The organism is Zunongwangia profunda SM-A87, assembly GCF_000023465.1.
Classification (GTDB): domain Bacteria; phylum Bacteroidota; class Bacteroidia; order Flavobacteriales; family Flavobacteriaceae; genus Zunongwangia; species Zunongwangia profunda.
This window is the reverse complement of record NC_014041.1, coordinates 2,675,902-2,688,429: the sequence shown is the minus strand read 5'-3', so window position 1 is coordinate 2,688,429 and position 12,528 is coordinate 2,675,902. Positions and strand designations below refer to the sequence as shown.

The following is a 12,528-nucleotide window of genomic DNA, read 5'->3' as shown; positions in this document are numbered from 1 at the left end:
ATGAAAAAAATAAAAATAGCTCTTATAGGTACTGGATATATAGCCAATTACCATATCCTCGGACTAAAAAAATTACCGGAGGTAGACATTGTAGCCGTTGTTTCCAGGCAGTTGAATAATGCCAGAAAGTTTGCTAAAAAATACAATATAGAAAAGGCATATTCTTCTATTTCTCCTATTATTGCAGATGTAAACGTTCATGGAGTTATTATTAGCACTCCTAATTTTCTTCATGCTTCATATGCCATTGATCTTCTAAAAAACAATAAAGATGTATTTATAGAAAAACCCATGGCTTTAAATACCGAAGAAGCAAAAAAGATTTCCTTAACCGCAAAAAAAACAAATCAATTGGTAATGGTGGGACATATGTGGCGCTTTGACGACGAAGTTAACTTTCTTCGGAAAACTATAAAAGAAGAAAAATTGGGGAGAATATTTAAAACCAAAGGTTATGGTATTCATGAAAATTGGGGGCCATCCGGCTGGTTCCTGAAAAAAGACCTTGCTGGTGGTGGTGCTTTAGCTGATATGGGCATTCATGCAATTGACACTATAAGATATATACTAGGTGATCCTAATCCCGTACAGGTTTTTGCAAAAATAGCAAGTAATTTTGGCGATTATGACGTTGATGACACCGGCATAGTATTAATTACCTGGGATAATGGCACTGACAGTCTAATTGAGAGCGGTTGGTGGCAACCGCACCGGGACGGACCCGAGGCTAGTTGTGGAATTTTTGGAACCAAAGGCTATGCTAACTTATTTCCTACATTCTTAAAGTTCAAAAATGCAGCAGACTCTAAACAAATACATCCGAAATTCTCCGCCAAAACGGAACATTGTGATCAAGTACTATACGATCGTCAAATGGATTATTTTATAGATTGTATAAAACAAAGAAAACAGCCTTCACCAGGTTTAAAAGAAGGTTTGGTTAGCCTTCAGGTCATCGATGCTGCTTATGCATCAGCAAAAAAAAGTACGGTAATAAACTTATAAACAAATGAGTATTATAGAAAATTTTAAGTATGCTGTTGGAATCGATTTAGGGGGCACTTTCGTTAAATCAGCATTAGTTTGCGAAACAGGGGCCATTCGATTTACTCATATGCTACCAATTGGAACAGAAGCATCAAAGAATATTATTTTAGATACCATCGAGCAAATTATTCAAACAACCCTTTTTGAAGCTTTTGAAAAAAAATTAGAAGTAGTAGGTATTGGAATTGGTACTCCTGGGATCGTTTTTCAAGGCGTAGTGATAGGTGCTGCAGATAACCTTCAAGGCTGGGAGAATATCGATCTGGCTGGATATTTCTATACACGTTTTAAGCTACCTGTAAGTGTGGATAATGATGCTAACTTAATGGGATATGGTGAATTACATTATGGAGCTGCCAGAGGTTGTAGTGATGTTATTTGTCTAACCATAGGTACCGGAATTGGTGGAGCTATAATTATTAATGGCGCTATATATAATGGTTATAAAAGTAGAGGGGGTGAATTAGGGCATATTGTAGTAGAACATAATGGCATTGATTGTAACTGTGGAGGTAAAGGCTGCCTGGAAGCATATGCTTCTACCTCGGTACTGGTGAAACGTTATATGGAATTATCAGGAGATAAAGAAGATAATATCGATGGTTTTTACGTTGTAAAAAAATTCAAACAAAATAATGATTTTGCTATTCAATGCATTGAAGAACATACGGAATATTTAGGCCATGGTGTGGCTTCTTTCATTAATACTTTTGCTCCTCAAAAAATTATAATTGGCGGTGGAATTTCTGATGCAGGCCAGTTTTATATAGAAATGATAAAAAAAACAGCATTCAAAAATATGATGCCCGATTGTGGAAAACATACAGAAATTGTTGGAGCCCAACTTGGAAATATTGCCGGCAGTTTAGGAGCTGCAGCTATAGCATTCAGTAAAACTAATGTAAAACATCGTTTTAGTATTTTTTAATTTGTTTAATAAAAAATAAAAACTCAATTCAACATGTGAGACATTAATCCAATGACCATAGACTCTGTCCCCCTGTATTCATTTTAACTAGAGACCATCTTACATCGACTTTTATTGCTACGGAGCGGTCTTTCTGATTTTTTGATCTTATTAAAAAGAGCTTATAAACCGACTTATGATTATCTAATAAAACGGTTAAACGTGGACACATAGGTTCTTCCATCTTCATTAGAATTCACCAAAAAATGTTTCATGAATGAAGCTGTTTGCCAATATCCATTCTTTTCATACTGTAAACCTTTTGCGAATGCACATTTAAGGATCCTGTTAGAAATGGATCTTCCCCAAAACTTTCTTCAGTGCTTCCCCATCTTGAATCCCTAGCAAGATCGGCATTTGGCGCTCTTACGACTAAAGCACCACGATTAAAATATTGTTTTGCAAACCTTGCTTCTTTACCCTCTCTACTTTTGCTACTCGCTCTAATAAATTAATATTCCAGGTTTAGTCAAGTCCATAAGCCTGCGGAAGTATAGTTATAGGTAATAGCTGCTTGTCCTTTCTTCCCTATTCTGCCGGATCCCAAGAGCAAGCTCATGGAGACCTTCTACATGAACTGTTCACTTGGCGACAAAACAAGATACTTCCGGATTATTACTCAAGGCTCTTACCTTTTCTTCCAATGTCATTATCTCCAATAAATTATCGATACGTTTTCTTTCAGATAATTCATTAGATTTAAATGATTACCCATTGGTATGCTGCGCATGATTAAGCTGAACAGCAGAAACAAGGAAGAATATTTGAATACTAATCCATTGCATAAACTTTATTTATAATTTTTTGAATCTCACGGCAGCTCCTCCGCTTTCTCCTAATAAAAGACTGAGGGAATCTGCGGCGGTAACTTCTTTTGTATAAATAGTAACAGCTGTGGGGTTATTTTGATGACCAGTTCCTGGAGCATCTGCATAAATTTGAGCTTCATATGTTGCATCACGATCTAAAAAGTCTAACTGAATATTCAGATCTCTCGCTTTCTCATTGGTAATGGTACCCAGATACCAGTCGTTACTATCGATATCCTTTCTTACTGTAGTAATATATTTTCCTATTTCTCCATTTAGTACCTTGGTATCTTCCCAATCCGTCGGTACATCTTTTAGAAATTGAAATGCTGGTTTGTCTATATAATTTTCAGGGAGATCTGCCAGCATTTGTAAAGGAGAATAAAGTACTACCATTAAAGCAAGTTGTTTCGCCGTGGTACTATGAACTCTTCTACCAGGATACCCTTCTTTTACCTCCACATCAAATACCGCTGGTGTGAAATCCATTGGTCCTGCCAGTAATCTGGTAAAAGGTAAAGTTGCTGTATAAGCTGGAGGATTTCCTTCGCTCCAGGCATTATACTCCTGGCCTCTTGCTCCTTCTCTGGCCATCATATTAGGATATGTTCTACGCTCACCAGTATCTTTGATGGGTTCATGGAAATATATTTCCAAACCATATTCTGCAGCTTTTTTTACGACATACCTATAATAATTTACACCAAATTGGCCATGGTGCCATTCTTTCATATTTAATTTGGCACCTACTTGTCCAATTTTCACTGTATTGATTCCTCGCTCTTTATAAAGTGCAAAAGCAGAATCTATTTGTTTCAAATAATTATGAAGATTAGAACCAGTTTCATGATATCCTACGATTTCAACATCATTTTCAGCAGCATAATCTGTAACCGCTTTTAGACTAAAATTATCAGCTTCTTCCGTAAAGCTGAATTGATGCATAGCATTTTCGTACCATGCGGGTGTCCACCCCTTATTCCAACCTTCGATCAATAAATAATCTATCCCTAATTCCTTAGTATAATCAATATATTTTCGAGCATTTTTTGTGGTTGCTCCTTGTTTATCTCCTTCCCAAAAAGTGTATTTTCCGATATGCATTCCCCACCAAATACCTAAATACTTAAATGTCTTGATCCAGCTGGTATCTTTGATCGTATTTGGCTCATTAAGATTTAATATAAGATAGGAGGTGATCAATTCTGTAGGGTGATCCGCTATTTGTAATGTTCGCCAGGGTGTAATAAAATTGTCGACGGTTCGAACTTTTACACCATCTGCCCAAGGCACTAAATCTGTTTTTAAACTGGTCCCCTGGGTGTGCGCTAAAGTTGTACTTGCGAAGTCTGCTAGATTAGCTTCGTGAAAACTTATCGCTAAACCATTATTGCTTTCAACAGTTAAAGGAGTATGAACAGTATCTAAAGTACTAACGGGAGAAGCAGTGAAAAGATTTTCATAACGTTGCTCATCATACGCTGGTATCCACCAGGCTTTACCATCCTCTGCCAGATTAAATGTAGTAAGCTCGTCCATTATAAAAATACTATCCTTAATCCCCTGTTCGGGAAATACATACCTAAAAGCGATCCCATCATCGAAAGCTCTAAATTGGATATCCAACTTTCGTTCTTTATTGGCTTTTTCTTTTAAATGAACTGTAAGCTGATTATAGTTATTCCTGATCTCTTTTTTTTCTCCCCAAACCTGCTCCCAGGTAGTGTCTTCAGATGATTCTTCAACATTAATTACTTCCAATCCGTTTTGAAGACTATCCTGATCTTTAAAAACAAAACCCATACTCGATGGTAAAATGACTTTGATCGCTCCATGATTTACGGAATAGTGTGGGGAACCTCCGTTCATATCAAATTGAATACTATTTTTTCCTTCAGGGGAGCTTAAGGTATAGGATTCAGATTCTTTTTCAGAAGCACAGCTTAAAATTAGCAGTTGCATAGCTACTAAAAGGGGTATTTTCTTATACATAATTTAAAGTTTATTTATAATTCGAAGCGATTCGGAATCCAAAAGAAAGGATTCCGAAATTCCATAATTTGAAGTTCAATTTTATCTTCCCGCAGTTTCAATTTTAAAACTCGTTTTTCCCTTTAGTGGATTGCCATCAAGCTGAAAATCTTTTCCGTGTTTTTTAACTGATATATTCTCAATTTTTTCTCCTTCAGGAAGGTAAATCTTTCCACTGGCGGTTTTCGCATTGGAGTCTGCAAATACCTGAAGTTCCAGTTGTGTCCAATCCATATCTCGAGTAGACTGGGCCAATTTAATATGCGGTATCACACTACCGTTTTTAATTAAAGCGATAATAGGAATTTCACCTGCTTCGATGGTATGCCAACCCTTTTCGTATACTTTATGCGTTTGATAGTCTATCCACGTTCCTTCCGGCAAGTAAACTTCTCGTGCATTCGATTCTTCAAATAACGGGACTACAAGCATATTTTCTCCAAAGAGATATTCATCATCGATTAGCCAGGAGCCTTTATCATCAGGGAATTCTACGAACAGGGCGCGCATCATTGGTAATCCCTTTTCTGAACTTTCTTTGGCTTGTGCGTAGATATAGGGCATCAATTCATACCTCATATTATCGGCTTTTCTAAAGCCTTTTAAGAATTCCTTACTATATTCCCAGGGTTCTGTTGGTGGTTCCCCATGGCTTCTAACATGAGAGGAAAGCATTCCAAAAGGAGTCCATCTTCTATAAATATTTTCTGGAGATTTAGTTACAAAACCTCCAACATCATGGCTCCAAAAACTAAAACCACTAAGTCCTAAAGATAATCCTCCGCGTAATGTAGCAGACATTGCTGTATTGGTAGTTGCTGCATCACCGCCCCAATGCAAAGGATAACGCTGGCTACCCGCCCAGGTGCTTCTTGCCCAAATTAAAGTGTAGCCCTTTTCTTTTTGTGTAATTTCAGCAACAGCTTTATTATAACGCAATGGGAATAAATTATGCTCGTAGAAGCCTGTTCTTCCAGAATGGTAAATTCCGTTATAAGGTGCTGCTTCGCCAAAATCTACTTTAAAAACTCCTACTCCCTGATCTAATAAGTGTTTAAGTTTCCCCTGATACCATTCTACCGTTTCTGGATTGGAAAAATCTAGCACGGCATCTTCAAAAGGAATATTTCCTTTGCGGTCTTTTACGGCATAGCCATTGTCAACGATCTCATTAAAAAGGGTGTTTTTAGGCGTAAAATAAGGCAATTGCCAAAGGCTTACATGAAAACCTTCTTCTTTCATATCGGCCATCATTCCTACGGGATCATCAAAACGATCTTTTGCAAATTCGTAATTGTTTCTCCAATCTACTTCAAACCAACCGGTATCAAAATGGATAACATCACTAGGTATCTTATAATCCCGTAAATTCTTAGCGATTTCACGCCCTTCTTTTTCAGAAAAATAGGTAATTCTACTCATCCAAAATCCAAATGACCAAAGCGGTGGCATTGCCGCTTTCCCTGTTAAATTGGTATATTCATCTAAAATATCTTTGGGGTCTCCCAAAAAGAAAAATAGATCGGCAACATCATCGCCAAGCATCATCTTGTTTGCAGCATTAAAATACTTTCCAAAATCTACAGTAATCGGTGAAGAAGTATGCATAAATACACCATAACCACGGTTACTCATAAAAAAAGGAATGGGTTTATACATCGTTTCATTTTGAACGCCATTGGCATCATCTGTATACAAGACTACTTTTTGACCTCTTTTATTGAATTGCGTAAAGGATTCTCCACAACCAAATATCTTTTCACCAGGTTGTAAACTAAAAACTGGGCTAAAGCTTCGGGAATAATCACTATTTCGCCTTACATAAGAAAATGGAAGTACCGGAGTATAGGTGTTCTGAACATCGGAATAATGTAAAGTACTTGTAAGAAGCTTACCATTTTCGTCATAAATATTTACGTGCCATGGATTAGAGATGATCTCTACCTTACCATGATCACTGCTGAACTGATGTCCTCCATCAATAGCCGTATAATTCCATAATTCGGGATGATTGGGAGCAGTTCCTTCAACAAGCATTAATGATTCCTTTGGCTGATTGAATTGCGGTCCCGATATCATTTTTATGCGTACCGTTCTATCCGAAACAAACTGAATTTGAAAAGGAAGCTCAGGAGATTCAGCATATTCCGTAGCTGGAAATTCATTAGCAGGCACACGATCAGGTTTCATTAACATATTGTTAAATGCTTGCCGGGTTTGATATTCGTAACGCTTGTATTTTAGTGCGCCCTGACCTGTCTCAGGATTAAAAGAAACAAGTTCATCGGCAAAGTAAAATGTGTTTTCATAATTCTCGAAATCTTTACTAATATTGATAGGTTCATTTAGAGTTTGGCTATTTTGAATTTGTGCCTTTATAGTCCAAAAGCTACTTATGCCCAAAATAGCGAAAACAATCTGTAGTGTTTTTAGTTTTGTCATATAGCTGTTCATCTTTATTTATAGTTTTCTGCATTCAAAGAAGAAAAAACCTTTCCTCCGAATAGGAATATTCATCTAATGCTTTCCCATAATATCAATTGATATTGTTTTTTAGGTTCTGGCTCAGCATTGCTTAAAATCTTTAATTTCTCACCTAATTTTTAGTCCCCTGCTTTGGAACATCTATCGAGTACTGTGAATATGAATGCTTTCTTTTTCATATTTATGGTTGTTATTTAATGGGATATTAACACTGCGCTATTACTTTCTAATCCTGCTGAATTTGCAGAAATTTTAATTTCTCCAGCCTGCCGTGTTGATTGAACAATCACTAAACATTTTCCATTAAGTGCGCGATGTGATTTTCCTTTGAAAGATTCATGATTGGTAGGATCACCGCTGGATACGCCAACAATTTCTCCGGGTCCTTCGATTTCGAAATCAATTTGGTTGTTTGCTCTGGGCGCTATTGTTCCTTCTGCATCAGTAATAGTCACGGTAATGAATGAAAGGTCTAATCCATCTGCCCTGATTTTCTTTCGATCTGGAAATAACTCTAATTTAGCAGGTTTTGATGCTGTTCTAATCTCAGTCTCTTTTACAATTTGGCCGTTTTTTCTGGAAATTGCTTTTAAAGTTCCTGATTCAAAAGGAAATCGCCACATCACATGAAGCTCATCGTCTCTTTTAGATCTGGTTCCCCTGCTCTCTCCATTAAGAAATAATTCAACCTCATCTGCATTATTATAATACGCCCAAACATCAACCGTTTGTCCTTGTTCCCAATTCCAATGAGGTAATAAATGAAGGACATCATCATCTGTCCATTCACTTTTGTACATGTAATACACGTCTTTAGGAAAGCCTGCCAGATCTACAATTCCAAAATATGAACTACGGGAAGGCCATTCATAAGGTGTTGGTTCGCCGATATAATCAAAGCCGGTCCAGATAAAAAATCCAGATAAAAAGTCGTTCTTTTTAATGATCTTCCAACTGGTTTCGTGTAATGATCCCCAGGGGGCTCTAACCTGATCGAATGCCGAAATTGTGTGATCTGGATTACCACCGGTAAAAAGCTTATCCCAGCGTACCGGCCAGATCTTTGTGGTATCAGATGGAAACTCATAATAACCTCTGGTTTGTAATCCAGAAGTAGTTTCTGTAGCAATAAATGGTGTATTTGGAAAGTTGAGTTGATGTTTTTCCCAGGTTTGATGCGCATAGTTATAGCCTATAACATCTAAAGCACCAGATCCTGCCAGCGAATTTGGCTTGTCTGCAGTTTCTTCAAATTGAATAGTTACCTCTTTATCAGAAACATGAACTGGCGGATTCATCCCGGCGGTTACCGGCCGCTTGCTATCTAAACTTTTGACGATATTCGATAATTCTATACCAATTTTTTCTCCTTTCTCACTCCATTGTTCCTGTATTTCGTTTCCAATACTCCATAGAAAGACACTAGGATGGTTTCGATCTCTTTTAATCAGATCTGCTATATCCTGCTCATGCCATTTGTCCCAATATTGGCTATAATCGTGTTTTGTTTTAGCAGTCGTCCAAATATCAAAGGCTTCATCCATTACGATGAATCCCATTTGATCACATAAATCCAGTAATTCTGGTGCCGGAGGGTTATGAGCTGTACGGATTCCGTTTACGCCCATTTCTTTCAATATCTCTAATTGTCTTTCTATTGCCCTTGTATTAATCGCTGCTCCTAAAGGACCAAGATCATGATGCATGCAAACCCCACGAATCTTTAGGGATTCCCCATTCAGTTTAAATCCTTTTTCGAAATCAAATTTAAAATCTCGAATACCAAATCTTGTTTCGAAACGATCTATAAGATTTTTATTCTGAATAATATCTATTTGGGCCTTATACAACCAAGGAGAATCTATTGACCATAACTTAGGCTTATAGATTGTAAGCTCTTTATTAAAACCAATTTCTGAATTAGTGGTAATATTTAAAGCTGAAGTTTCGGACTTAACTATTTCCTGATCATCCTGAAAAATAGTTATCTGAACTTCAATTTCTTTATCTTCTAAAAACTCATTTTTAATTTTAGCAGTAATATTTACCAGCGCTTTTTCTTTAGAAATGCTAGGTGTTGTAATAAACGTACCCCAATTTGGAATATGAATTTTATTTAGTTTTTTTAACCAGACATTTCGATAAATTCCGCTTCCTGAATACCATCTGGAATTAGGCTGATCACTATTATCTGCTTTGACTACGATCGTATTATCTTGTGAACCATAATGAAGATAAGGGGTTAGATCATATTCAAACCCTATATAACCATTGGGACGTTTACCTAAATAACTGCCATTTATCCAAACCTCACTATTTTGATACACGCCATCGAATTGAATTTTATACAATCTGGTACTATCTTCTAAAGGAAGATTAAATGATTTTTTATAATAGCCTACACCACCCGAAAGCGCTCCTCCGCCAATACCTGCCGCGCTATTTTTATCAAATTCCTGATGTATACTCCAGTCATGAGGCACGTCTATAGGCCGCCAATCCTCAGAATTTAAAACTTCAGTAAGGCTATTAAGCGTATCGTTTTTATAGAATTTCCAATCCTCTGTAAATAATTGTTTGCGATTAAAAACTTCTGGATCTTCTTCTTTTTTCTGGCAGGCAAAAAGAAGAAAAGAAACTATAGCGAGGGTGCCTAGGTATAACTTATTAATAATGTACTGTTTATAAGCAATCATGGGTGATGTATAAAAATGCCGGCAGCAAATGGCTACCGGCTAGTATTCTTATTCCTTAGGTTTGTAATGAAAAACTATTTGGGCAACTCCTTCTCCTGTTCTGGATTGATCTCTAACAACTGCAAGTCTTAAAGAGTTTTCTGAAATCTCAACAACATTTACAGATGTCCAATTACTTACGTCTCCATAATAATCACCTCCAAAAAGTACATCTACACCATTAAATCGAATAGTATGGTTATCGATATTATAGTTAAAAGAACCAATAGAGGTTGTTTGACTATTGGAGTTTATAGCAGTTTGGATTACCTCAACATTATAACCTCCATCAAGATCAAATGTAATTTCTCCCCAATCTTTATTGTCCATTACCCACTCGTTTCCTGCATAATCAGGGAACCAGTTCCAGTAGTCTGAACCACTTTCGTTATAAGGATAATCTAAACCGGCCCATCCTACAGGACTGATCATATCCAAAACCCAGGTCTTACCTTTAACTCCGTTAGTAAGCATAGCCCACTCCTCGTCACTAAAATATTCTTCATCATTAGAAGAAACCTCTACACTTACAGGATCAGCCTCTACTGCTCCTCCTTTGGTATAGGCGGTATAATAAACATTGTAACTGCCCGCAAAAGGTAAAGTGACCCTTAGGCTATCTTCATTTGATGTCCCTATCTGACTTCCATTGGTATCGGTATAACTCCAGTAAGAAATATAATCTGGCTCCATGCTTTGCAGAATTAGCTCATTATCATTTCCATCAGCCTGGGTTACCATAAAGTTTAATTGATCGCCCTGCAATTCTACATCAGGGAAACTATATTCATCCTGGCAAGAAGTTAGCAACAGGCCAAACAAAGCTACAAGTATGTAATTTATATGTTTCATCAGTTATAAGTTTAAAGTTTGTATTACCAACCTGGATTTTGTTCTATAGCACCATTAGACAATAATATCTGAGATTGGGGGATTGGAAACCACCCGTTGGTTTCAGTTCTAAAAGTCACATCAAACTGTGAACCGTCCCCAGAGTTATCAATGGCTTGTTTTGCACGTTCCAGACTCCAACGAATAAGATCGAAATAACGTTTACCCTCTAAAGCAAGCTCAAGCCTTCTTTCTTCCATGATATTTTCTTTGGTGACTGCAATGGAATGTGTATCATCCTGAAATGCTCTTGCTCTTACACGATCCAGACATTCCTGAGCAAAGCCCTGATCGCTATCCATATTCAATTCGGCCGCCATTAATAAGACTTCAGAAAAACGGATAACTGCATAATCTTCAAAACCATCGATCTGGATATCCCCTCCATTTGCGGCAACTACTGCTTCACCTGCTTCGTTGGTAATAGGAGCATATTTTTTCCAGGACAATCCTGTATGCTGGCGTTGTCCTCTGGAATCATTGTCAAACTCTAATCCTTCTTCCGCGTAATTAATGATTGTAGCATCACGACGGGTATCGCCTACTGCATAAGCATTATACAACTCTGGGTTAACAGGTGCTCCTCCCCATCCATAAGCGTATGGTCCCAGATTACTTCCACGAGTTGCTATATTTACCTGAAAACGGTTCCCTTCATTTAGATCCCAGTTTCCGTTTCCTGAACTATTATATCGAATAGCCCAAACCATCTCGGCATTACCTTCACCAACATAATTCTCCATAGAAGCTGCAAGCCAAAGTCTGGAAAAATCGTCTATTAACTGATGTCCGCTATTATTTACTACATCATTGATATAAGCAGTTGCTTCTTGTTTTGAAACAACCCCGGCGAGATCTGAAGCCTCATAGTAATCTGTATAGAACAGAAATGCTTTTGCTAAATAGGCTTCTGCTGCCCACTTGGTCACTCTACCATAATCTGGGCTATTATTTAAACTATAATTTTCGTCTCCCAAATTTTCTGCTGCAAATCTGAAGTCTTCTGCTATTAAAGCATAGGTCTCTTCTGCCGGCGCTCTGGGACTTTCAAACTCTTCAGGACTCAACGTATGATCTAATGGAACAATATCACCAAACATTCTAGCCAATTCAAAATGATAATGAGCTCTTAAAAATTTCGCTTCAGCTTCATACTGCGTTCTAAGATCTTCATTGCCCTGCCAATTGATACCTTCAAGATTTTCTAACAATATATTTGCTCTGTAGATCCCGGTATAACAAATTTCCCAAACAGGACGGTTCATTTCAAGATCAGATCCAAATTGAAATCTGTCCCATTCTAAAGAAACCTGATTATCGGCAGTTCCAAATCCACCAAAGCAATTGTCTGAGGCAATTTCAGAAGTAATTAAAAATCCGCCATAACCTTCTCTTTGCAATATATCGTAAGCAGCTACCAAACCTTCAAAAGCATCTTCCGGGGTTTGATAGAAGTTATCTTCTGTTCTTTCTGTATAAGGATCATTTTCAATAAAATCATCTGTACAGGATGCCACCAATCCCAAAGAAGCGATTCCAAGTATTTTTATATATTTTTTCATAA

General features: G+C 37.3%; 7 protein-coding genes. 2 read left to right on the top strand and 5 right to left on the bottom strand.

Annotated elements, in window-relative coordinates:
* Positions 1–1,005: a Gfo/Idh/MocA family protein gene (locus ZPR_RS11855; protein WP_013071916.1), complete on the top strand. Its 1,005-nt coding sequence runs from the start codon at positions 1–3 to the stop codon at positions 1,003–1,005.
* 4 nt (positions 1,006–1,009) lie between these two features.
* The gene (locus ZPR_RS11850; RefSeq protein WP_013071915.1) at positions 1,010–1,975 is read left to right on the top strand and encodes an ROK family protein; all 966 of its coding nucleotides are present in this window, start codon (positions 1,010–1,012) and stop codon (positions 1,973–1,975) included.
* 833 nt (positions 1,976–2,808) lie between these two features.
* On the opposite strand, the gene ZPR_RS11840 is transcribed toward ZPR_RS11850, so the two are convergent.
* The 5 genes from ZPR_RS11840 to ZPR_RS11820 form a co-directional block, all read right to left on the bottom strand.
* Positions 2,809–4,815, bottom strand: coding sequence for a glycoside hydrolase family 97 protein (locus ZPR_RS11840; protein WP_013071914.1), 2,007 nt, complete (start codon positions 4,813–4,815; stop codon positions 2,809–2,811).
* 81 nt (positions 4,816–4,896) lie between these two features.
* A complete protein-coding gene (locus ZPR_RS11835) occupies positions 4,897–7,296 on the bottom strand; it encodes a glycoside hydrolase family 31 protein (RefSeq protein ID WP_148211719.1) in 2,400 nt (799 codons plus the stop codon).
* Between the two features lie 236 nt (positions 7,297–7,532).
* Complete coding sequence (locus tag ZPR_RS11830; RefSeq protein ID WP_013071912.1) at positions 7,533–10,034, bottom strand: glycoside hydrolase family 2 TIM barrel-domain containing protein; 2,502 nt, start codon at positions 10,032–10,034, stop codon at positions 7,533–7,535.
* Between the two features lie 48 nt (positions 10,035–10,082).
* Positions 10,083–10,925, bottom strand: a complete 843-nt coding sequence (locus ZPR_RS11825; RefSeq protein ID WP_013071911.1) for a hypothetical protein — start codon at positions 10,923–10,925, stop codon at positions 10,083–10,085.
* A 23-nt stretch (positions 10,926–10,948) separates the two neighbouring features.
* Positions 10,949–12,526 carry a RagB/SusD family nutrient uptake outer membrane protein gene (locus ZPR_RS11820; protein WP_013071910.1) on the bottom strand — a complete coding sequence of 526 codons (1,578 nt, stop codon included), beginning with the start codon at positions 12,524–12,526 and terminating at the stop codon, positions 10,949–10,951.
* Positions 12,527–12,528: the final 2 nt, after the last annotated feature.

What these genes read in the sequence shown, in the direction of transcription:
- ZPR_RS11850 (WP_013071915.1), top strand. Translation starts at nt 1,010, where the DNA reads ATGAGTATTATAGAAAATTTTAAGTATGCTGTTGGAATCGATTTAGGG.
- ZPR_RS11825 (WP_013071911.1), bottom strand. Translation starts at nt 10,925, where the DNA reads ATGAAACATATAAATTACATACTTGTAGCTTTGTTTGGCCTGTTGCTA.
- ZPR_RS11830 (WP_013071912.1), bottom strand. Translation starts at nt 10,034, where the DNA reads ATGATTGCTTATAAACAGTACATTATTAATAAGTTATACCTAGGCACC.
- ZPR_RS11820 (WP_013071910.1), bottom strand. Translation starts at nt 12,526, where the DNA reads ATGAAAAAATATATAAAAATACTTGGAATCGCTTCTTTGGGATTGGTG.
- ZPR_RS11855 (WP_013071916.1), top strand. Translation starts at nt 1, where the DNA reads ATGAAAAAAATAAAAATAGCTCTTATAGGTACTGGATATATAGCCAAT.
- ZPR_RS11835 (WP_148211719.1), bottom strand. Translation starts at nt 7,296, where the DNA reads ATGACAAAACTAAAAACACTACAGATTGTTTTCGCTATTTTGGGCATA.
- ZPR_RS11840 (WP_013071914.1), bottom strand. Translation starts at nt 4,815, where the DNA reads ATGTATAAGAAAATACCCCTTTTAGTAGCTATGCAACTGCTAATTTTA.